The 21,829-nt window shown below is 69.2% G+C and carries 20 protein-coding genes; 10 read left to right on the top strand and 10 right to left on the bottom strand.

Translation table 11 applies throughout. The features are described from left to right. Positions 1 to 49: 49 nt before the first annotated feature. Genes meaB through scpA form a run of 3 tightly spaced genes read right to left on the bottom strand, consistent with a single transcriptional unit; the run spans position 50 to position 3,743 of the window. Entirely contained in the window at positions 50 to 1,099 is a 1,050-nt protein-coding gene (meaB, locus tag AC1RGU_RS16085) for a methylmalonyl Co-A mutase-associated GTPase MeaB (RefSeq protein ID WP_369632893.1), read from the bottom strand. Continuing rightward, positions 1,093 to 1,566 carry a GNAT family N-acetyltransferase gene (locus tag AC1RGU_RS16080; protein ID WP_062473207.1) on the bottom strand — a complete coding sequence of 158 codons (474 nt, stop codon included), beginning with the start codon at positions 1,564 to 1,566 and terminating at the stop codon, positions 1,093 to 1,095. The genes meaB and AC1RGU_RS16080 overlap by 7 nt, the downstream gene beginning before the upstream one ends. An 11-nt stretch (positions 1,567 to 1,577) precedes the next feature. Next, positions 1,578 to 3,743, bottom strand: coding sequence for a methylmalonyl-CoA mutase (gene scpA, locus AC1RGU_RS16075; RefSeq protein ID WP_492696867.1), 2,166 nt, complete (start codon positions 3,741 to 3,743; stop codon positions 1,578 to 1,580). A gap of 130 nt (positions 3,744 to 3,873) precedes the next feature. Between scpA and AC1RGU_RS16070 the strand changes: the two genes are divergently transcribed. Then, positions 3,874 to 4,521, top strand: a complete 648-nt coding sequence (locus AC1RGU_RS16070; RefSeq protein ID WP_095947169.1) for a GntR family transcriptional regulator — start codon at positions 3,874 to 3,876, stop codon at positions 4,519 to 4,521. Between the two features lie 138 nt (positions 4,522 to 4,659). On the opposite strand, the gene AC1RGU_RS16065 is transcribed toward AC1RGU_RS16070, so the two are convergent. The 4 genes from AC1RGU_RS16065 to AC1RGU_RS16050 form a co-directional block, all read right to left on the bottom strand. Beyond that, complete coding sequence (locus AC1RGU_RS16065) at positions 4,660 to 5,445, bottom strand: IclR family transcriptional regulator (protein WP_062473201.1); 786 nt, start codon at positions 5,443 to 5,445, stop codon at positions 4,660 to 4,662. Between the two features lie 164 nt (positions 5,446 to 5,609). Then, a complete protein-coding gene (gene dusA, locus AC1RGU_RS16060; protein ID WP_492696866.1) occupies positions 5,610 to 6,605 on the bottom strand; it encodes a tRNA dihydrouridine(20/20a) synthase DusA in 996 nt (331 codons plus the stop codon). A gap of 31 nt (positions 6,606 to 6,636) precedes the next feature. After that, positions 6,637 to 7,452, bottom strand: a complete 816-nt coding sequence (locus AC1RGU_RS16055) for a helix-turn-helix transcriptional regulator (RefSeq protein ID WP_492696865.1) — start codon at positions 7,450 to 7,452, stop codon at positions 6,637 to 6,639. A gap of 46 nt (positions 7,453 to 7,498) precedes the next feature. After that, positions 7,499 to 8,296, bottom strand: coding sequence for an acetoacetate decarboxylase family protein (locus AC1RGU_RS16050; RefSeq protein WP_492696864.1), 798 nt, complete (start codon positions 8,294 to 8,296; stop codon positions 7,499 to 7,501). A gap of 236 nt (positions 8,297 to 8,532) precedes the next feature. Between AC1RGU_RS16050 and AC1RGU_RS16045 the strand changes: the two genes are divergently transcribed. Beyond that, the gene (locus AC1RGU_RS16045; RefSeq protein WP_062473196.1) at positions 8,533 to 8,916 is read left to right on the top strand and encodes a response regulator; all 384 of its coding nucleotides are present in this window, start codon (positions 8,533 to 8,535) and stop codon (positions 8,914 to 8,916) included. Positions 8,917 to 8,920: 4 nt separating this feature from the next. On the opposite strand, the gene gabT is transcribed toward AC1RGU_RS16045, so the two are convergent. From gabT to AC1RGU_RS16030, 3 genes are read right to left on the bottom strand one after another with little or no spacing between them, the layout of a single operon-like run. Beyond that, positions 8,921 to 10,210, bottom strand: a complete 1,290-nt coding sequence (gene gabT / locus AC1RGU_RS16040; RefSeq protein WP_492696863.1) for a 4-aminobutyrate--2-oxoglutarate transaminase — start codon at positions 10,208 to 10,210, stop codon at positions 8,921 to 8,923. Between the two features lie 31 nt (positions 10,211 to 10,241). After that, positions 10,242 to 11,480 carry a serine hydrolase domain-containing protein gene (locus tag AC1RGU_RS16035; protein WP_492696862.1) on the bottom strand — a complete coding sequence of 413 codons (1,239 nt, stop codon included), beginning with the start codon at positions 11,478 to 11,480 and terminating at the stop codon, positions 10,242 to 10,244. 14 nt (positions 11,481 to 11,494) lie between these two features. After that, a complete protein-coding gene (locus AC1RGU_RS16030; protein WP_492696861.1) occupies positions 11,495 to 12,442 on the bottom strand; it encodes a GntR family transcriptional regulator in 948 nt (315 codons plus the stop codon). Between the two features lie 164 nt (positions 12,443 to 12,606). Here AC1RGU_RS16030 and aptA point away from each other — a divergent pair, with 164 nt between their 5' ends. Genes aptA through AC1RGU_RS15990 form a run of 8 tightly spaced genes read left to right on the top strand, consistent with a single transcriptional unit; the run spans position 12,607 to position 21,821 of the window. Then, complete coding sequence (gene aptA / locus AC1RGU_RS16025) at positions 12,607 to 13,965, top strand: omega-aminotransferase AptA (protein ID WP_492696860.1); 1,359 nt, start codon at positions 12,607 to 12,609, stop codon at positions 13,963 to 13,965. A 56-nt stretch (positions 13,966 to 14,021) separates the two neighbouring features. After that, entirely contained in the window at positions 14,022 to 15,119 is a 1,098-nt protein-coding gene (locus tag AC1RGU_RS16020) for a C45 family autoproteolytic acyltransferase/hydrolase (protein ID WP_062473189.1), read from the top strand. Positions 15,120 to 15,157: 38 nt separating this feature from the next. Continuing rightward, positions 15,158 to 16,756 (top strand): ABC transporter substrate-binding protein, encoded by a 1,599-nt coding sequence (locus tag AC1RGU_RS16015; RefSeq protein WP_492696859.1) that lies wholly within the window; start codon positions 15,158 to 15,160, stop codon positions 16,754 to 16,756. A gap of 15 nt (positions 16,757 to 16,771) precedes the next feature. Next, positions 16,772 to 17,716, top strand: coding sequence for an ABC transporter permease (locus AC1RGU_RS16010; RefSeq protein WP_070061073.1), 945 nt, complete (start codon positions 16,772 to 16,774; stop codon positions 17,714 to 17,716). Then, entirely contained in the window at positions 17,713 to 18,528 is an 816-nt protein-coding gene (locus AC1RGU_RS16005) for an ABC transporter permease (protein WP_070061074.1), read from the top strand. The genes AC1RGU_RS16010 and AC1RGU_RS16005 overlap by 4 nt, the downstream gene beginning before the upstream one ends. Next, a complete protein-coding gene (locus tag AC1RGU_RS16000) occupies positions 18,525 to 20,186 on the top strand; it encodes an ABC transporter ATP-binding protein (protein ID WP_492696858.1) in 1,662 nt (553 codons plus the stop codon). The genes AC1RGU_RS16005 and AC1RGU_RS16000 overlap by 4 nt, the downstream gene beginning before the upstream one ends. Beyond that, positions 20,183 to 21,172, top strand: a complete 990-nt coding sequence (locus AC1RGU_RS15995) for an alpha/beta hydrolase fold domain-containing protein (protein WP_492696857.1) — start codon at positions 20,183 to 20,185, stop codon at positions 21,170 to 21,172. Before AC1RGU_RS16000 ends, AC1RGU_RS15995 begins: the two co-directional genes overlap by 4 nt. Before the next feature lie 10 nt (positions 21,173 to 21,182). After that, complete coding sequence (locus AC1RGU_RS15990) at positions 21,183 to 21,821, top strand: FMN-binding negative transcriptional regulator (protein WP_492696856.1); 639 nt, start codon at positions 21,183 to 21,185, stop codon at positions 21,819 to 21,821. The last annotated feature ends 8 nt before the right edge of the window (positions 21,822 to 21,829 follow it).

Genomic DNA, 21,829 nt, shown 5'->3' with positions numbered 1-21,829 from the left:
CGAAGCTGTGGTTCTGGATTGCTGGGAGAGTCTTGTGGGGGCCGGGGTGTCACACCCGGGCGGTGATGGCTGCCGCGGCGAGCAACTGGCGCGCCGCCGTCGAGGCCGGCAGGCTGCCTTGGGCCACCTGCTGCGTGAGCTGCGGCAGCAGTTCGCGCACCTGCGCATGCTGGCGGAACGCCTGCTTGAGCCCGGCGTCGATGCGTTCCCACATCCACGCGGTGGCCTGCTTTTCGCGGCGCTTGGCGAGCTTGCCGTTGGCGGTCTGCAGCGCCTTGAATTCGAGCACGGCGTCCCAGAAGGCGTCGACGCCGGTGCCCGCGAGCGCGCTGAGCTGCAGCACCTTGGGCAGCCAGAAGCGGCGCTCCACGCCGCTGTGGGCGTCGTGCACGGCGTGCGCGTGGTCGGGGTTGCCCTGGTGGCCGAACAGGCGCAGCGCCGAGGTGATCTGGGCCTGCGCGCGCGTGGCGGCGTCGCGGTCGATGTCGGCCTTGTTGATGGCGACCAGGTCGGCCAGTTCCATCACGCCCTTCTTGATCGCCTGCAGGTCGTCGCCCGCGTTGGGCAGCTGCAGCAGCACGAACATGTCGGTCATGCCCGCCACGGCCGTTTCGCTCTGGCCCACGCCCACGGTCTCGACGATGACGATGTCGTAACCCGCGGCCTCGCAGACCAGCATGGCTTCGCGCGTCTTCTCGGCCACGCCGCCGAGCGTGCCGCTCGAGGGGCTGGGCCGGATGTAGGCGCGCTCGTGCACCGACAGGCGCTCCATGCGCGTCTTGTCGCCCAGGATGGAGCCGCCCGACACGGTGGACGACGGGTCGATGGTGAGCACCGCCACGCGGTGGCCCTTGCCGATCAGCAGCAGGCCCAGCGTCTCGATGAAGGTCGACTTGCCCACGCCGGGCACGCCCGAGATGCCGAGGCGAAACGATGCGCCGGTGCGCGGCAGCAAGGCCGTGAGCAGTTCGTCGGCCTGCGCGCGGTGGTCGGTGCGCGTCGATTCGAGCAGCGTGATCGCCTTGGCGATGGCACGGCGCTGCGCCATGCCCGGCGCATCGGCGAGCGCGCGTTCGAGCGCGCCGACGGTGTTCAGCACGCGGCCTCCGACGCCACGCGCCAGCGGTAGTGCAGGTCGACGCCCTCCTCGCCTTCGAGCACGAAGCCGTGCCGCTGGTAGAAGCGGTTGGCGTCGCTCTGCACGAGCGCGGTGAGCTTGATGTCCAGCTTCTGTTCGCGCGCCTGCGCCTTGGCCCAGCGCAGCGCCCATTCGCCGATGCCGCGCCCCTGGAAGCCGGTGCGCAGGTACAGGTGATCGAGGCGCAGCGCATCCGCGTCCTCAGGCTTGAGCGTGATGAAGCCCAGGCGCTGCTCACCGTCAAGCACGATGTGGTGCATGTACGGCACCACGAAACCAGCCGACAGGCGCTCGCGCGAGCGCGTGAGGTCGAAACGGCCGACGCGCTCCAGGCTCGGACGCATCGCATCGATGCGCACGGCCAGCATGTCTTCGAAATCGCTGGAATCCACGGGCTGCAGCGACAGCCGCGACAAGAGATCGCCCACGTCGCTTCGTCTCAGACTGCGACGGCCGCGCGGATCTGCTCCAGCACGTCCTTGGCGCTGGCCGGGATGGGCGTGCCCGGGCCGTAGATGCCCTTGACGCCGGCTTCGTACAGGAAGTCGTAGTCCTGGCGCGGAATCACGCCGCCGACGAAGACGATGATGTCGTCCGCGCCCTGCTTGCGCAGTTCTTCGATGATGGCCGGCACAAGAGTCTTATGGCCGGCGGCGAGCGTGCTCACGCCCACGGCGTGCACGTCGTTTTCAATCGCTTGCCGCGCGCATTCTTCGGGCGTCTGGAACAGCGGGCCCATGTCGACGTCGAAGCCGAGATCGGCGAACGCGGTGGCGACCACCTTCGCGCCACGGTCATGCCCGTCCTGCCCCAGCTTGGAAATCATCACGCGCGGGCGGCGGCCCTGCGCTTCTGCAAAGTCGTTGATCTCTGTCTTGAGCGCTTCCCAGCCTTCGGCCGAGTCATAGGCGGCAGCGTACACACCGGTCACCTTTTGCGTGTCGGCGCGATGGCGGCCGAATGATTTTTCGAGGGCGTCGGAAATCTCGCCGACGGTGGCGCGGGCGCGCACCGCGTCGATGCTCAGCGCCAGCAGGTTGCCGGTGTTGTTCTCGGCGGCATCGGTGAGCGCGTCAAGCGCGGCCTGCACCTTGGCGTTGTCGCGCGAAGCGCGGATGCTCTGCAGGCGCGCCACCTGCTGCTCGCGCACCTTGACGTTGTCGATCGACAGGCTGTCGATCGCGTCTTCGCTCTTGAGCTTGTACTTGTTGACGCCGACGATCACGTCCTTGCCCGAGTCGATGCGCGCCTGCTTCTCGGCGGCGGCGGCCTCGATCTTGAGCTTGGCCCAGCCGCTGTCCACGGCCTTGGTCATGCCGCCCATGGCCTCGACCTCTTCGATGATGGTCCAGGCGGCGTCGGCCATGTCCTGCGTGAGCTTCTCCATCATGTAGCTGCCGGCCCAGGGGTCGATCACGTTCGTGATGTGCGTCTCTTCCTGGATGATGAGCTGCGTGTTGCGCGCGATGCGGGCGCTGAACTCGGTGGGCAGCGCAATGGCTTCGTCGAGCGCGTTGGTGTGCAGGCTCTGCGTGCCGCCGAACACCGCGGCCATCGCCTCGATGGTGGTGCGCACCACGTTGTTGTACGGGTCCTGCTCGGTGAGCGACCAGCCAGACGTTTGGCAGTGCGTGCGCAGCATCAGGCTCTTGGGGTTCTTGGGGTTGAACTCCTTCATGATGCGGCACCACAGCAGGCGCGCCGCGCGCATCTTGGCCACTTCGAGGTAGAAGTTCATGCCGATGGCCCAGAAGAAGCTCAGGCGCCCGGCAAAGCCGTCCACGTCGAGGCCCTTGGCCAGCGCGGTCTTCACGTACTCCTTGCCGTCGGCCAGCGTGAAGGCGAGCTCCAGCGCCTGGTTGGCGCCGGCTTCCTGCATGTGATAGCCGCTGATCGAGATCGAGTTGAACTTCGGCATCTTCTGCGCCGTGTACTCGATGATGTCGCCAATGATCCGCATGCTCGGCGCCGGCGGAAAGATGTACGTGTTGCGGACCATGAACTCCTTGAGGATGTCGTTCTGGATGGTTCCGCTCAGCTGGTCTTGCGCCACGCCCTGCTCTTCGGCCGCGACCACGTAGCCCGCCAGCACCGGCAGCACGGCGCCGTTCATCGTCATGGACACGCTCACCTTGTCGAGCGGGATCTGGTCGAACAGGATCTTCATGTCCTCGACCGAATCGATCGCCACGCCGGCCTTGCCAACGTCGCCGGTCACGCGCGGATGGTCGCTGTCGTAGCCGCGGTGGGTGGCCAGGTCGAAGGCCACGCTCACGCCCTGCCCGCCGGCGGCCAGGGCCTTGCGGTAGAACGCGTTCGATTCTTCGGCGGTGGAGAAGCCGGCGTACTGGCGGATGGTCCAGGGGCGCACCGCGTACATAGTTGCCTGCGGGCCGCGCAGGTAGGGCTCGAAGCCGGGCAGCGTGTCGGTGTACTTCAGGCCTTGCAGGTCGGCCGCGGTGTACAGCGGCTTCACGCTGATGCCGTCGGGCGTGATCCAGTTCAGCGCATTCACGTCGCCGCCGGGCGCCGACTTGGCGGCGGACTTGGCCCAGGCGTCGAGGTCGGCCGGCTTGTAGGTGGGTTCGGGTGTGCTGCTGCTCATGGAAGGCGCCGCTCCAGGCGGTGGTCTGACGGGATTCGCAAGGTCGCTTGCACGGATTTGCAAGCCGTTCACAAGTCTAACCCATCTGTAATTATTAATTCAAACGCGATTTTGAAGTACAGTTCAGCCCATGTCCGCCGTCACCCTGACCCCCCGCGCCCTCTATGAAGAGGTGGCCGAGCTCCTGCGCCAGCGGATCTTCCGCCGCGAGCTGGAGCCGGGCAGCTGGATCGACGAGCTCAAGCTGGCCGAGGAATACGGCATCAGCCGCACGCCCCTGCGCGAGGCGCTGAAGGTGCTGGCCGCCGAAGGCCTGGTGACGATGAAGGTGCGCCGCGGCGCCTACGTCACCGAGGTGTCGGAGCAGGATCTGGCCGATGTGTACCACCTGCTCTCGCTGCTGGAAAGCGACGCCGCCGGCGTGGTGGCCGAGCGCGCCACCGATGCCCAGCGCGCCGAGCTGAAGGCGCTGCACGCCGAGCTGGAAGCGGCCGCCGCCCCCGGCAAGGAAGACCGCGAGCACTTCTTTGCGGTGAACGAGCGCTTTCACATGAGCCTGCTGGCCATTGCCAACAACAAGTGGCGCGACCAGATGGTGGCCGACCTGCGCAAGGTGATGAAGCTCAATCGTCACAACTCGCTGCTGAAGGCGGGGCGCATTGCCGAATCGCTGGCGGAGCACCGCGCGGTGATGGCGGCCATCGAGGCGCGCGACGCGGCCACGGCCATGGCGCGCATGCGCGAGCACTTCCTCAACGGCCTGGAAGCCGCTGTATAGGGCTCTCCCCCAGGCTGCGCGCACTTCGTGTCGCTTCGTCAACCCCCTTCCGGGGGCGACGCCTGCGGCCCGGCAGAGCCGGTTCCGCGGCGTCTCACGAAGGGGCCTGCGCCCTTTGGGCGCGGCCTCGCTCCCCCTTCAGCCTAGCGTGAGGGTGCCGGCCTCTGTCGCGATGCGCTGGGCGATTTCCAGCATGCGCGGGGCGACACGGCTCAGCATGGCCTCCCTCGGCAGCAGGTAGGCGGGGCCGCCGCAGCTCACGCCGTAGCGTTCGCCGCGCGGGCCTTCGAGTGCGAAGCCCAGGGCGTGGATCTGGGGGTTCCATTCGCCGAAGGAGGTGCAGTAGCCCAGGCGGGCGTGCTCTTCGAGGCTGGCGATGAGGCGCGGCTCGATGGCGTGCCAGTTCTCGCCGGTTTCGAGCCGGATCTGCTCCAGCAATGCCGACTGCTCGGGCCCGGGCAAGGCGCCGATGTAGGCGCGGCCGGAGGCGGAGGTGGCGATGGACATGCGCGAGCCAACGTCGATGCGGGAGCTGATGAGCGCCGAGCGCGGGCGCAGCGAATCGATGACCAGCATGTCCAGGTCGTCGCGCACCGCCATGTGGATGCTGGCGCCCGACAGTTCGGCCAGGTTGCTCAGATGGGGACGCGCCAGCGCCCTCAGATCGAAATTGCGCAGGTAGCGGCTGCTCATGTCGAGCAACACCGGCCCCAGGCTGAAACGCTCGCTGTCTTGCGACTGCCGCAGATACCCCGCCCCCACCAACGTCGCCGTGAGGCGCGACACCGTGGCCTTCGGAATGCCGGTGGTGTCGGCCAATTCCCGGTTTCCGACGGGCGCTGCCGCCATCCCGATGACCTTCAGCAGCGACAACCCCCTGGCAAGCGCACTGACTTCTTCCTTGCTGCCTGCAGCTTCACTCATAAGACAGAACCTTTTTCTTGTTTCCCTGACCGCCTTATTCTTGAGCAAAAACAGGTGCTTCGCTCACACTTGTTGTTGCATTGTCATGAAACTGTGTTCCATCGAGCGTCAACTTCGCTCAATTGTGTTGACTGTCTACAAAGTCGGGGCGGCGAGGCCGGAATTCAGGCGGCCTGGGCGGCAGGTTCGTGCGCCAGCGCCATCACTTCGTGCGGCGGGCGGGTCTTCAGGCGGTGGTCGCTCCAGACCTGGCGCCAGCGGCGCGCGCCGGGCAGGCCGTTGCGCAGGCCCAGCATGTGGCGCGCGATCGACCACCAGTTGGTGCCGTGTTCGGCCGCCTCGCGGACCATGTAGTCGCACATCCGCGCCTCGATGTCCTCGCGCGTGAGCGTCTGCGGGGCGTCGCCGTAGAACTCTGCGTCCCATTCGGCCAGCCACCAGGGGTTGTGGTACGCCTCGCGGCCGATCATGGCGCCGTCGAGCAGCCGCAGGTGCTCGTGCACCTGCGCGTTGGTGGCGATGCCGCCGTTGATCGAGAACTGCAGCGCCGGAAAGTCGTGCTTCAGGCGGTGCACCAGCGCATAGCGCAGCGGCGGAATCTCGCGGTTCTGCTTCGGGCTCAGGCCCTGCAGCCAGGCGTTGCGCGCATGCACGATGAAGGTGCCGCAACCGGCCTCGCTCACCGCGCCGACGAAGTCGCGCACGAACTCGTAGCTCTCGATCTTGTCGATGCCGATGCGGTGCTTCACCGTGACCGGCACATCGACCACGTCGACCATCGCCTTCACGCAATCGGCCACCAGCTGCGGCTCGTTCATGAGGCAGGCCCCGAACGCGCCGCGCTGCACGCGCTCGCTCGGGCAACCGCAGTTCAGGTTGATCTCGTCGTAGCCCCACTCCTGCCCGAGCTTCGCGCAATGGGCGAGGTCGTGCGGCTCGCTGCCGCCGAGCTGCAGCGCGACGGGGTGTTCTTCTTCGTGAAAGCGCAGGTGGCGCGGCACGTCGCCGTGGATCAGCGCGCCGGTGGTCACCATCTCCGTGTAGAGCAGCGCGTGGCGTGTCATGAGGCGATGGAAGACGCGGCAATGCCTGTCGGTCCAGTCCATCATGGGCGCGACGGAGATGATTTTTTCTTTCAGATTCAAGGACTTGTCGTTCATACGCGGGGCGCTCGCTCGGGGGCGTAGTTTCTCACGCGACGGTTTTTGGCGAGCCGCCCGCCCGGTAGTTCCCCGGCGTCACGCCGAAGCAGCGGCGGAACCAGCGCGAGAAATGCGCCTGGTCGGCAAAGCCGCATTGCGCGGCCACCTCGGCGGGCGCATGGCCTTCGCGCAGCAGCACCTTGGCGCGGGCGATGCGCGCCAGCCGCGCGTACTGCGCCGGCGCCATGCCGACCGCCGCGCGGAACAGGCGATGGAAGTGCTCGCGCGACACGCCGAGCCGTTCGGCGAGTGACGTGGGTTCGATGCGGCAGGCGTCCTCGGTCGCGAGCAGGTCGCACACGGCCTCGACGCGCGCATCGCCCGCCGCCCGCGCGACCGCCACGAGCGGCTCGGTCGTCTGCGTGCGGAAGATGCCATCAAGCAGCGCGCCAATGCGCGCACCGTCCTTCGCCGATGCCGCCTGCGCGAGCGCATCGACGCTCGCCTCGTCGCGCCAGACCTCCTGCCGCATCGACCCGCGCCGACCCGCCGGCCACCCCATTCGCGCCGCCACCCAGGCGTGCGGCACGTACAGCATCACCATGCGAAAGCCCTGCGCGCTCACGCCGGCCGTGTGCAGCGCGAACGGCGGCATCAGCACCAGCTCGCCCGCCTGCGCCGAGCGGGGCGCGCCGGCGCAGACGAACTCGCAGCGGCCTTCGACGATCGCGCCCACGCTCCACTCCGCATGCCAGTGCAGCGCGAAGTGCGCCTTGGGATCGCCCGCGAACATCACCTCGACCGGCGTACCGTCGGCCAGCGGCAGGCCGATCACATGCGAGGTCGTCGGGGCGGGAAGCGTCATGGCCCGCCGAGGGTAGCGCAGCCACCCGCCGAAGGCAGCGCCCGCCTCACACCGCGATCGCGCCGCGCACCGTGAGGCCCATCCAGCCCGCGCTGGCCTGCGTCGCCTGCACGGGGCCGAGCAGCGCCAGTTCCTCCGCCGGATGCTCGTGAAAGCGCAGCGTGGCCTCGCCCCGCACCCAGCCCGTTTCGACGCGGTCGATGATGTCGGCGCGCAGGTAGCGCGGCACCGCCACGCTGCCCGCCTGCGTCAGGTCGGGCCAGCCGACGGCGCCGATGGTGGGCGCGGCCAGGAAGCCGAGCGGCCCGCTCGCCTCGCCCGACAGCGTGACCGTGGCATCCGCCAGCCGCCGCTCCTTCACGCTGAGGCTCGCGCCGAGCCGGCTGCCGGCCGCCATCGGCGCGGCGGCCGGATGGATCAGCGGCAGGCTGCGCGTGAGCCAGGTCTGGCCGATCTTCTTGGGCCAGCCCTGCAGCCAGCCGCGCAGCATCGAGATGTCCTGGTCGACGTAGATGAGCGGGCAGTAGAAGCAGCGGCGCGACGTGTCGCTGCGCGCCGGTTCGATCTCGAGCACCACGATGGTCTCGCGGTACTGCGCGTACACGGGGTCGAGCATTTCGCGCCCGTCGTCGCCGCACGATTGCCAATCGGCGAAATGCACGCAGCCGTTACCCGTGGCCACGCCGACCTCCGGCGGCACCAGCGCGGCGCCGCGTGCGGCATCGAACGAGAAGCCCACATTGACCAGCCACCCGGCGTAGTGCCACGGCGGCGCCTGCACGAGCGCGCTGCGGCCCGAAGCAGTGAAGGGTGGCGCGAAAGAAGATGAAGAAGAAGGCGACATCAAACAACCTGTCGTGACGGAGTCAAAGAAGCCCCGCAAGATAGGCACGCCCCGCGCCCGCGTCTTGTACGTCAGTGATGCAATGCACAAACAACGCTTTCGCGTGCGCGGGGGACGCCATGTGGCGGCGTTGTCCGACTCCGCCCCGCCCTCGCCTCGTGACAATGGACCGGCCCGGCAGACCCGCGCCACAAGCGCAGACGAGCCGACGCATTTCATTTCCAGGCTACGCACCGATGACCCGCATCTACCTCATAGAAGACAACCCCCTGATCGCCACCACCCTGACCGATGGACTGAGGGAATTCTCCGGATGCGAAGTCGTCGCCACCGCCAGCAGCAGCGACGAAGCCATCGACTGGCTCGACGCGAACCCCGACGCCTGGGACGCCGCCGTGATCGACGTGTTCCTCGCGCAAGGCAACGGCCTGACCGTGGCCAACCACCTGAGGGAACGCAAGTCGCCCGCGCAGCGCACCGTGGTGTTCATGAACCACGCGACCTCCGAGGTGCGTGAAGGCGCGCTGTCGGCAGGCGTCGATGCGGTGTTCGACAAGTCGCTGCAGCTCGAAGATTTCTACGACTTCTGCCGCACGCTCGGCATTGCGCCGCGCCGTTAGTCGTTCAGACGTTGGCCGCGCGAATCGATTCGGCCAGCAGCCCCAGCCCTTCCTCGAACACCGCCTCCGGAATGGTGAGCGGGAACAGGAAGCGCACCACGTTGCCGTGTACCCCGCAGGTCAGCAGCAGCAGGCCGCGTTCGAGCCCGGCCGCATGCACCCGCTTCGTGAATTCGGCGTCGGGCTCGCCGCTGTGCGGATCGCGAAACTCCACCGCCACCATCGCGCCCAGGCCGCGCACGTCGCAGATGCGCGGCACCTCGGTGCGCAGGGCCGCGAGGCTGGCCGTCAGCCGCTCTCCGAGCAGGCGGGCGCGGGCGACCAGCCCTTCGTCCTCGATCACGCGCATCGTCTCCAGCGCCGCGGCCACTGCCAGCGGGTTGCCCGCGTAGGTGCCGCCGAGGCTGCCGACGCGCGTGGCGTCCATGAGTTCGGAGCGTCCCGTGAGCGCCGACAGCGGAAAGCCGCCGGCCAGGCTCTTGGCGGTCGTGACCAGGTCGGCCTCGATGCCGTAGTGCTCCAGCGCGAACAGCTTGCCCGTGCGCCCAAAGCCGGTCTGGATTTCGTCGACGACCAGCAGGATGCCGTGGCGGTCGCACTCCGCGCGCAGGTGTTCCATGAGTGCGGGCGGCGCCACGTAGAAACCGCCCTCGCCCTGCACCAGTTCGATGACGATCGCCGCCACGCGCTGCGGGTCGACGTCGGTCTTGAACAGCCGGTCGAGCGCCGCGATGCTGTCGTCCACCGTCACGCCCAGCGGCGCGGCCGGAAACGGCACGTGCCACACATCGCCCGGCATCGGGCCGAAGCCCGCCTTGTACGGCGCGACCTTGCCGGTGAGCGCCATGCCCATGAAGGTGCGGCCGTGGAAGGCGCCCGAGAACGCCACCACGCCGCTGCGGCCGGTGGCGGCGCGCGCCACCTTCATCGCGTTCTCGACGGCCTCGGCGCCGGTCGTGAAGAGCGCGCTCTTCTTGGCACTCGGGCCGGGCACGAGGCGGTTCAGCTGCTCGCACAGCGCCACGTATTCCTCGTAGGGCGTGACGTGGAAGCAGGTGTGGTGAAAGTCGTCGAGCTGCGCACGCACGGCCGCCACGATGCGCGGGTGGCGGTGGCCGGTGGCGAGCGTGGCGATGCCGCTGGCAAAGTCGACAAAGCGCCGGCCTTCCACGTCCCACAGCTCGGCGTTGTCGGCGCGGGCGGTGAAGTGCGGCGTGAGCGTGCCGATGCCCTGCGCGCAGGCGGCGTTCTTGCGGGCCTGCAGGCTCGCGTTGGTCGTGACTTGGGTGAGCATGAAGAAAAAATAGAAAGAGAAGAGACAGAAATCAGCCGCGCATCAGGTGCTCGGCCAGCGCGCGAAAGGCGTGCATCGAGGTCGGCAGGTGCACGTTGGCAGCCAGCGGGTGCGAGGCAAAACGCGCCACCACCATCTCGGCCTCGGGGTCGATGTGCAGCGCCTGGCCGTGGATGCCTTGCGCGGTGAAGGTGCGGCGCGCGTCATGCGCCACCCACCACATGTTTCTGTAGCTCCAGCCGGCCAGCCGCGTGTAGCCCGCGAGCGCAAAGCGCGCCGGATCGGCGCCGTGGCGGATGTCGGCCACCACGGCCTCGGGCACGATCTGCATGCCGTTGAACGCGCCGCCCAGCCGCATCATTTCGCCCAGCCGCGCGAGGTCGCGCAGGCCGGTGCACAGGCCACCGCCCGCGAACTCGGCGCCCTGCCCGTCCACGGCAAAGGCCGCGTCCTGCTCGGCGCCCAGGCGCGACCAGATGCGCTCGCCCAGCACCCGCGCCAGCGGCTGGCCCGCCACGCGGCTGATGAGCCAGCCCAGCACGTCGGTGTTGACGGTGCGATAGGCAAAGGCCTCGCCGTGCGTGCCCTGCCCCTGCACGGTCTGCAAGAACTGGCGGTAGCCCTCGGCGCCCGCGTAGCCCGCAGGACGCGGCAACAGCTGGCCGGCGCGTGCGTGCTTCCACACGCCGGCGTCGGGGTCGGTGTAGTCCTCCGAGTAGTCGATGCCCGTCGTCATGTCCATCACCTGGCGCACGGTGGCGTGGCCGAAGGCGCTGGCCGCCAGCTCGGGGATGTAGTGCCGCACCTGCGCATGCTCATCGAGCGCGCCCTCGGCCGCGAGCATCGCGCCGACCGTGCCGACGACCGACTTGGAGACCGACATCGCCATGTGCTGCCCGTGTTCGTCGAGCGCGCCGAAGTAGCGCTCGTACACGATGCGGCCGCGGTGCAGCACCACCGCGCCGTCGGCACAGATCGTTGTGAGCGCACTGCGCCAGTCGGTGCGCGAGCCGTCGGCGGGCAAGGTGAAGGCCAGCGTGTCGAGCTCCGGCCGCTCGGCGCGCGGCAGCACCGACACCGGCCCAGTGCCGCGCGACACGTTGCGCGTCGGCTGCAGCTCGCGCAGGTGCGAGAAGGCCCAGCGGTTCTCGGGCGCCTGGAAGATCGGGCGTTCGCGCGGGCGCTGTACGGCGGTGCCGGCCGTGGGAAAACCATCGCGCCAGCCGTCGGCCAGCGCGGCATCGGGAGCCGTCGTTTCTTGGGTGGTCATGGGTGTGGGGTGGCTCAATCGCCAAGCGCATCCAGGTCGCCCATCACGCGGCGTTCCAGGATGTCGCTGGCACGGCTCAGGTGGGCGTGCATGTGCTTCGCGGCGACTTCGAGCTTGTTCTCCTCGACCGCGTCGAGGATCTGCAGGTGCTCGCGGCACGACTTGCGCAGCAGGTCGATGTTCACGAGCGGGTAGTCCGAGAGATCGGAGATGCGGCGCAGCCGGTTCTGCTGCTTCACCGCATCGAGGATGAAGCGGTTGCCCGAGGCGCTGGCCAGCAGCTCGTGGAACTGCGCGTTGGCCTCGAAGAACTCCATCCATGAATGGCGCGAGGCGTGCGTCAGCAAGGTCTGCTGCTGTTCGCGGCAGGCGAGCAGCCGCTCGTGCTCAACCTTGAAGCCCGGCTCGCGCAGCGCCGCGCATTCGACCACCAGCCGAAAGCGGTAGCTCTCGCGCTCGCTCTCGACCGAGTCGAGGGTTTCGGTGAACTCCCAGCGCTGATAGTGGCGACCGCGCAGCACGCCGTCCTGCAGCAGCGTGGTCATCACGTTGCGCAGCAGCGGGCGCGGCACGCCGTAGGTCTGGGCCAGTTCGAGTTCGTTGACGCGCGTCGGCAGCTTGCCCGCGAGGCGGTCGCGCAGCACGCGGTAATAGAGCGTCTTCTCCTCGTCCTCCGGCATCTCGCGGCGGGCGCGGTCGAGCGCCTCGCGGTCGGCCACCAGCGTGTAGCCGCGGTTGGGCACATGCGCCAGCAACGCACGCTCGTGCAGGAGGCGCAGCGCGGCGCGCACCGGCGTGCGCGAAATGCCGAGCCGGCCCGCGAGGTCGGTCTCGGTCATGTGGCGGCCGTTCTCGTAGCCGCCGGCCAGGGCCTGGTCGAGGATGTAGCGGCTCACGCGCTGGGTGAGCGGCGGGACCGACTTGTTGTCCATCTGCGTCTGCATCTGCTGCTGCGGGGCCATCCATGGGTCTCCGGAAACACGGGCTGGGTGCCGATCATCGCGGGTTCTTTGTATTTTTGGCCCTAAAAAACCATGTACATCTCACGCCAAAAATACAATTTGGATTTCAAGATCGGCCCCACGCCGACCCGGACGACGGGTCGTTTCCCAAGGAGAAAAACACCGTGGCTTCCGCCGATACCCTGACAACGCCACCCGGTTCGCTCGACGCGTTCTGGATGCCCTTCACGCCCAACCGCAAGTTCAAGCAGGCGCCGCGCCTCATCGTCGGCAGCGAGGGCCTGTACTACGACCTGGCCGATGGCCGCCGCGTGCTCGACGCCATTGCCGGCCTGTGGTGCGTGAACGCCGGGCACCGCAACCCGCGGGTCAGCGCGGCGATGAAGGCGCAGATCGACGTGCTCGACTACGCCTCCAACTTCCAGATCGGCCACCCCGCCGCCTTCACGCTGGCGCAGCGCCTCACGCAGATGGCGCCGGCCGGCATGGACCACGTGTTCTTCACCAACTCGGGCTCCGAGTCGGTCGACACCGCGCTGAAGATCGCCGTGGCCTACCACCGGGCGCGCGGCGACGCGGGCCGCTATCGGCTCATCGGGCGCGAGCGCTCGTACCACGGCGTGGGCTTCGGCGGCATCTCGGTGGGCGGCATCGGGCGCCAGCGCAGCACCTTCGGGCCGCTGCTCAACGGCGTGGACCACCTGCCGCACACGCTCGACCTGGCGCGCAACGCCTTCTCGCGCGGCGAGCCGCCGCACGGCATCGACAAGGCCGACGCGCTCGAAGCGCTGGTTTCATTGCACGACGCCTCGACCATCGCCGCCGTGATCGTCGAGCCCGTGGCCGGCTCCACCGGCGTGCTGCCGCCGCCGCGCGGCTACCTCAAGCGCCTGCGCGAGATCTGCGACAAGCACGGCATCCTGCTGATCTTCGACGAGGTCATCACCGGCTTCGGCCGCGTGGGCAGCAACTTCGCATCCGACCTGTTCGGCGTGACGCCCGACCTCATCACCACCGCCAAGGGCCTGACCAACGGCGCCGTGCCGATGGGCGCCGTGCTCATGCGCGGCGCGGTGCACGACGCCTTCATGCACGGCAGCGTGAGCGCGGTCGAGCTGTCGCACGGCTACACCTACTCGGGCCATCCGCTGGCCTGCGCCGCCGCCATGGCCACGCTCGACGCCTACACCGAAGACGGCCTCATCGCCCGCGCCGCCGAGCTGTCGCCCTATTTCGAAGACGGCCTGCACAGCCTGCGCGGCCTGCCGGGCGTGATCGACGTGCGCAATGTCGGCCTCCTGGCCGGCATCGAGCTGCAAGGCTGGGCCTCGGGCCCCGGCACGCATGCGCAGGCGGTGGCGCAACATTGCCTGGACGAAAGCGGCGTGCTGGTGCGCTCGGTGGGCGACACCATTGCGCTGTCGCCGCCGTTCACGCTGGAGCGCCAGCACATCGACCAGATCATCGACAGCCTGCGCGCCGCCATCGCGCAGACCGCACAAGCCACCGACACGGCAGCCTGAGCACCTCAGGCCGCACGCACAGACACACAAGACAAGCCCCGGAGACAAGACACACCATGGACATCGAATCGTTCCCCCTGTACGACATCGAAGGCGACGCGCAGCAGCGCGGGCGCCAGTACGGCCGCGCCGCCGGCGACCGCATCGACCTGAGCCTGCGCACCTACCGCGCCGCCTTCGAGCGCGTGGGCCTGAGCTGGGAGCGCACGCGCGCGCTGGCGCGCCGCTTCATGCCGATGGTCGAGGCCTTCGACGCCGGCATGCTGCGCGAGATCGAGGGCGTGGGCGAAGGCGCGGGCGTGCCGGCCGAGGACATCGTGGCGCTCAACGCGCGCAGCGAAATGCTCTACGCTTTCCAGCAGCTCGAAGCCACCGAGCCGCCCGACGGCTGCACCGGCGTGGTCGTCATGCCCTCGGCCGCGCGCGACGGCAAGCTCATCCATGCGCAGAACTGGGACTGGCGCGTCGAAAGCCTCGAGCTCGGCGTGGTGCTGCGCATCCAGCCCGACGAAGGCCCGGCCATGCTCACCTTCGCCGAGGCCGGCACGCTGGCACGCGCGGGGCTCAACAGCGCGGGCATCGCCGTCACCGGCAACTTCATCAAGGCCGACAACGACGGCAAGCAGCAAGGCGTGCCGCTGGCGCTGATCCGTCGCGGCATTCTGCAGTCGACGCTGTACGCCAACGCGCTGGGCGTGGTGTGCCGCAGCGCGCGCTCGATCTCCAACAACATGATCATCACGCACGCCGAGGGCGAGGCCGTGAGCCTGGAGACCTGCCCCGAGCAGGTGTTCTGGCAGCAACCCGAAGGCGGCATCCTGGTGCACGCCAACCACTTCAAGACCCCGGCGGCGCTGGCGCGCGTGGTCGACCGCAGCCTGGAGACCACGCCCGATTCGCTCTACCGCGACCGCCGCGTGACCGAGGCGCTGCACAACCGGCGCGCAGCGGGCCTGCTCACCGAGCAGGACGTGCTCGACGCATTGCAGGACCGCTTCGGCGCGCCGCGCGCCGTGTGCCGCAGCCCGAGCGCCGGCCCCGGCGGTGCCTCGTCGGCCACCGTGGCGACCATCGTCATGGACCCGGCGGCACGAAAGATGCGCATCGCGCCAGCGCCCTTCAAGGCGCACCGCTTCACCGAGTATTCCCTCTGATCCGCCCGCCCCGCCCAGCCATCGCCAGGAGTGTTGCCATGAACCTGCCCACGCCCCCGTCCCTCCCTCCCGCTGCGCGCACCGCCGCCGCGCTGGTCCTCGGCCTCGGCCTGGCCGCCAGCGCGGCCTTCGCCCAGGCCCCGGCCGGCCAGACGATGCGGATCCAGATCAACTCCGACATCCGCTCCACCGACCCCGGCGGCAACCGCGACGACAACACCGACAACGTGCTCATCCACGTGGTCGAGGGCCTGGTCGCGCTGCGCGAAGACACCTCGGTCGGCCCGATGCTCGCGAGCAAGGTCGACACCTCGGCCGACGGCCTGACCTACACCTTCACCCTGCGCGACGGCGTGAAGTTCCAGAACGGCGCGGTGCTCACGGCCGACGACGTGGTGTGGAGCTGGCAGCGCTACCTCAAGCCCACCAGCGGCTGGCGCTGCCTGCCCGAGTTCGACGGCAAGGGCATGACCAAGGTGCTCGCGGTGGAAGCGCCCACGCCGAAGACCGTGGTGTTCAAGATCGAGCGCCCGAGCGCGCTGTTTCTCACCATGATGGCGCGCCCCGACTGCGGCGGCGCCGCCATCCTGCACCGCAGCTCGCTCGGCGCCGACGGCCAGTGGAAGGAGCCCGTGGGCACCGGCCCCTACAAGATCAAGGAGTGGAAGCGCGGCCAGTACATCGAGCTCACGCGCTTCGACGGCTACACCTCGCGCCCCGAAGCACGCGACGGACTCACGGGCGGCAAGAAGGCGGAGATCGAGAACCTGCGCTTCGTCGTCATTCCCGACTCGGCCGCGGCCAAGGCGGCGCTGTACAGCGGCGGCATCGACGCCTTCATCAGCCCCAGCCCCGCCGACGTGGTCGAGATGCGCGGTCGCAGCGACGTGCGCGTCGACACCACGCCGGTGATGACCATGGTCGCGCTGCTCCTGCAGACCACCGACCCGCTGCTGAAAGACGTGCGCATCCGCCGCGCGCTGGCACTGGCGCTGGACACGCCCGAGATCGCCAAGTCGGTCACCGAGGGCCTGTCGGCCGTCAACAACTCGGTCGTGCCATCGTCCAGCCCGTTCTACAGCGCCGTGCAGGCCGGCGGCTACAAGCGCGACATCGCCGGTGCCAAGAAGCTGCTGGCCGAGGCCGGCTACCGCGGCCAGCCGATCAAGCTCGTCGCCAACAAGCGCTACGAGGCGCTGTACTCGGCCGCCGTGCTGGTGCAGGCCATGGCCTCCGAGGCCGGCATCAACATCGAACTCGAAGTGCTCGACTGGGCCACGCAGCTCGACCGCTACACCAAGGGCCAGTACCAGAGCATGGCCTTCATCTACTCGGCGCGCATCGACCCTTCGCTCAACTACGAGATGGTGTCCGGCGACAAGGCCACGCAGCCGCGCAAGGTGTGGGACAACGCCGCCGCGCAGACCCGGCTCACCGAGAGCATGGTCTCGCGCGACAAGGCGCGCCGCCAGGTGCTGTTCGACGAGTTGCACAAACAGATGCTGCAGGACGTGCCGATGGTCGTGCTCTTCAACGCCAGCGACGCCACCGCCATGCGCAAGAGCGTGGCCGGCTTCAAGGGCTGGGCGCCGGCCAAGCCGCGGTTCTGGAACGTCCGGCTCGACGCACGCGGCTGACGGGGCGCCGCCGCCATGCTTGCCTACCTCTTGCGCCGGATCGCCATGACGGTCCCGACGCTGCTGCTGGTGTCGATTGCCGTCTTCACGCTCATGCGGCTGATTCCGGGCGACCCGGTGCAGCTCATGCTCGGCGAAGGCGCCGACCCCGCGCAGCTCGAACTCGCACGCCAGCAGATGGGGCTGGACCAGCCCCTGGTCACCCAATACGTCGTGTGGCTGCGCCACGCACTCACCGGCGACCTGGGCGTGTCGACCACCAACGGCCTGGCCGTGCTGCCGCTGATCTGGGAGCGCTTTCACGTGAGCGCCGTGATCGTGCTCACCGCCGTGGCGCTGGCCTCGCTGATCGCCGTGCCCGCCGGCCTCGTCGCCGCCTGGCGCAAGGACCGGCCGACCGACCTCGCCATCATCGGCGCGGCCACGCTGATGCTGTCGGTGCCGAGCTTCTGGCTCGGCCTGCTGCTGTTGATGTTCTTCGGCCAGTACCTGCACTGGCTGCCGGTGGTGGGCTACGTGCCCATGTCGGAAGACTTCTCTCAGGGCCTGATGTACGTCATCTTGCCGATCGTCACGCTGGTGCTGGTCGAGACCGGCGTGCTCACGCGCATGTCGCGCGCCAGCACCATCGAGGTGCTGAGGCTCGAGTACGTGACGCACGCGCGCGCCAAGGGCGTGCCCGAGTCGCAGGTGCTGCGCCGCCACGTGCTGCCCAACGCCTTCAACCCCACGCTCACCATGATCGGCCTCATCCTGGGCCATCTGCTGAGCGGCATCGCGGTGCTCGAAACGGTGTTCACCCTGCCCGGCCTGGGCCGCCTGATGATCGATTCGATCTTCGCGCGCGACTACCCGGTGCTGCAGGGCTGCCTGCTGTTCACGGCCTGCATCTACGTGGTCATCAACCTGATCGTGGACATGTGCTATCCCCTCTTCGATCCCCGGGTGTCGGTGCAGTGAAAAAGCTCAAGACCCATACCCTCGTGGGCGGCGTGCTCATCGGCGTGCTGCTGGTCCTGGCGCTGGTGGCCGCACTGTGGACGCCCTACAACCCGCTGGGCATCGACCTGCGCGGCAAGCTGCAGCCGCCCTCGGCCGCGCACTGGCTGGGCACCGACGAGTTCGGGCGCGACGTGGCCAGCCGCGCCATGCGCGCGGCCTCCACCAGCTGCCTCATCGCGCTGCTCACGGTGGCGCTGGCCACCGCCGTCGGCCTCGTGGTGGGCGTGCTCGCCGGCTTCGTGCGCGGCTGGACCGACCGCGTGCTCATGGCCTTCAACGACACGCTGCTGGCCTTTCCGGGCCTGCTGCTGGCGCTGGGCGTGATGGTGATCGTGGGCGCCAACCAGTGGGGCATCGTGCTCGCGCTGAGCATGGCGTATGCGCCCTCGGTGGTGCGCGTGGTGCGCGGCACCGTGCTGTCGCTGCGCGAGCGCGAGTACGTCGAGGCCTCGCGCATGATCGGCAACGGCGAGATCTACACCATGTGGCGCCACATCCTGCCCAACTGCGTGGCGCCCGTCGCCGTGCTGGCCACCAGCATGTTCGGCTGGGTGCTGCTGTCGGAAAGCGCCCTGAGCTTCCTCGGCCTGGGCGTGCCGCCGCCCGCGCCCACCTGGGGCAACATGCTCTCCAGCGCACGCCCCTACATGGCCTCGGCCGTGTGGCTGTGCCTGGTGCCGGGCCTGTGCATCGCGCTCACGCTGCTGGGCATCAACCTCCTGGGCGAATCGCTGCGCGACCGGCTCGACCCGCGCACGGAGAAGTCATGACCCATTCCTCCTCTTCCGCAGCGCCCGTGCTTTCCGTGCGGCACCTGAAGATCGACCTGCATGGCGGCGCCCAGACGCTGGTGCACGACCTCTCGTTCGACGTGCGCCCCGGCGAGTTCCTTGCCGTGGTCGGCGAATCGGGCAGCGGCAAGACCATGGCCGCGCGCGCCATCCTGCAGCTGCTGCCGCCCGGCATCGCGCAAAGCGGCGGGCAGATCGTGTTCGACGGCGAAGACCTGAGCACGCGGGACGTGAAAGCCATGCGCCCCATCCGTGGACCCGGCATCGGCATGGTGTTCCAGGAACCGATGGTCTCGCTCAACCCGGTGCACCGCATCGGCGAGCAGATGGCCGAGGGCCTGCGCATGCACACGAAGCTGTCGGCCTCGGAGATTCGCGCGCGCTGCCTCGACATGCTGCGCCGCGTGCAGATCGCCGACCCCGAGCGCTGCCTGCACGCCTACCCGCACGAGTTCTCGGGCGGCATGCGCCAGCGCATCATGCTGGCCAGCGTGATGCTGCTCCAGCCGCGCCTGCTGATCGCCGACGAGCCGACCACCGCGCTCGACACGCTGAGCCAGCGCGAAGTGCTCGACCTGATGGTTGGCCTCGCAAAGGACCAGGGCACGGCCGTGCTGCTCATCACGCACAACCTCGGGCTCGTCGGGCGCTATGCGCAGCGCGCCATCGTGCTGGAGAAAGGCAAGCTCGTGGAGACGGGCGACGTGCCCGCCATCCTCGTCGACCCGAAGCAGCCCTACACCCGCAAGCTGGTCGATGCCCTGCCGCGCCGCCAGGCCGCGAAGCCGGCCCCGGCCACGGCGCAGCAGCCGCTGGTGCAGGTGCGCGGCCTGTGCGTGAGCTACCCCGGCGCGCGCGCGGGCTTCTTCAAGCGCCATGCGCCGGTGCAGGTCATCGACCGGCTCGACCTGGACATCCACCCCGGCGAAATGGTCGCGCTGGTGGGCGGCAGCGGCTCGGGCAAGACCACGCTGGGCCGCGCCATCCTGCGGCTCGCGCCGTCGCACGCGGGGCAGATCCTGTTTCGCGGCGACGACGTGCGCAGCGCCGACCGCGCCGCGCTGCACCGCTTCCGGCTCGCCTGCCAGCTCGTGTTTCAAGACCCGTTCTCGTCGCTCGACCCGCGCATGCGCGTGCAGGAGATCGTGGCCGAGCCGCTGCGCCACCTGCCCGCGCTCGATGCCGCCGCGCGCGGAAAGCGCGTGCACGAGACGCTCGACGAAGTCGGCCTGGACGGCCTGGGCGCGCGCTACCCGCACGAGCTCTCAGGCGGCCAGCGCCAGCGCGTGGCGATCGCGCGTGCGCTGGTGCGCCGGCCCGCCTTCGTGGTGGCCGACGAGCCAGTGTCCGCGCTCGACATGACCATCCAGGCGCAGGTGCTGCGGCTCTTTCAAAGCCTGCAGGCGCACCACGGCTTTGCGTGCCTGTTCATCAGCCACGACCTCGCGGCCGTCGAGCAGATCGCCGACCGCGTCGTCGTGATGGAGCGCGGCCGCATCGTCGAGCAAGGCCCGCGCGACGCCGTGTTCGACCAGCCGAGCCATGCCTACACGCAGGCGCTGCTGGCGGCCACGCCTCGGCCGCTCGCGTCGCTGGCCGAACCCGTCCTTCGCTCTCCCGAGAAAGTGTTTGCGTGACTGCCACCCCCCTGCCCGCCACCTGGCTGAACCCCACCGCCCCGCCCCCGCTCGATCCGCAGATCGTCGAGTTCATGCGCCTCATGGCGGCCGAGGGCGGCCGCTATCCGAAGCGCCACACCATCCCGATCGCCGAAGGCCGCGCCAACGCCGAGAAGGTGCGCGCCCCGTGGACCGAAGGCGGCCCGGCGATGGTGCGCACGGTCGAACAGCAGGTGCCCACGCGCCACGGCAACGTGCGCATCCGCGTGCACTACCCGCAGCACCGCAGGCTGCAGGGCGCGCTGGTCTACATCCACGGCGGCGGCTTCGTGCTGTTCAGCCTCGACACCCACGACCGCGTGATGCGCGAGTACGCGGGCCGCGCGGGCATCGCCGTCATCGGCATCGACTACACGCGGGCGCCCGAGGCGCAGTTTCCGCAGCCGCACGACGAGTGCGTCGACGTGATGCGCTGGCTCGCGGCGAACGCGGGCACGCTCGACATCGACCCCGCGCAGCTCTTCATCGGCGGCGACTCGGCGGGCGCGAACCTGTCGGTGGGCGCCTGCCTCGTGCTGCGCGACGCGGGCGAGGCCCTGCCGCTGGGCATGCTGCTGAACTACGGCGCCTACAGCACCGAGCTGTACCGCGAGTCGGTGGTGCGCTACGGCGCAGGCGAGTACGGCCTGTCGCTTCACATGATGGTGTGGTTCTATGGCCTGTACCTGCGCCGGCCCGAAGACTTTCGCGATCCGCGCCTGGCCAGCCTCACGGCGCGGCTCGAAGGCCTGCCGCCCGCGTGCCTCGCAATCACCGAGTGCGACCCGCTGCACGACGACAGCGTGCTCATGGCCGCGCGCCTGCGCGAAGCCGGCGTGGCCGTGACCGACGTGCTCTACCCCGGCACGATCCACGGTTTTCTCGAAGCGGTGTCGATCGCCGACGTGGCGGGCCGCGCCTTCGACGACGCCGCCCGCTGGATGCACGCGCTGGCCGCGCGCTGAAGCCCTCGCCATGTACACGCCCAAGCCGTACATCAAAGACGACCTCGCGACGCTGCACGCCGGCATCCGCGCCTGGAGCTTCGGCACGCTCATCACCGTGGGGCCCTCCGGCGCCAGCGCCACGCACCTGCCCTTCCTGCTCGACGCGCAGGACGATAGCCCCGGCCTGCTCACCACGCACCTGTCGAAGAAGAACCCGCAGTTCGACGAGCTGCGCGCGGGCGCCGAAGTGCTCGCCATCTTCCAGGGCCCGCATGCCTTCGTCACGCCCAGCTGGTACGTGAAGCAGAGCACCTTCCCGACGTGGAACTACACCGCGATCCACGCGCGCGGCACGCCCCGCGTGATCGAGGAACGCATGGCCATCCATGCCGTGCTGCGCCGCACCGTCGCGCTGTACGACACGCCGCTGGGCGGCAACTGGGACTTCGACGCCATGCCCTTCGACTTCGTGGCGCCGCGCCTGGACATGATCGCGGCGGTCGAGATTCCGGTGCGCGTGCTCGAAGGCAAGTTCAAGCTCAACCAGGACCGATCGGAAGACGACCGCAAGGGCGTGATCGCCGCACTCGAGCGGCTGGGCGATCCGCAGGGCATGGCCGTGGCGGGGCTCATGCGGCAGCAGATGGCGTCGACGGTGGCGGGCTGAATCACGGC

It is taken from the genome of Variovorax sp. GW823-FHT02B07 (genome assembly GCF_058797695.1).
The sequence above is the reverse complement of the archived record's forward strand: the minus strand, read 5'-3'. Positions and strand labels throughout refer to the sequence as shown.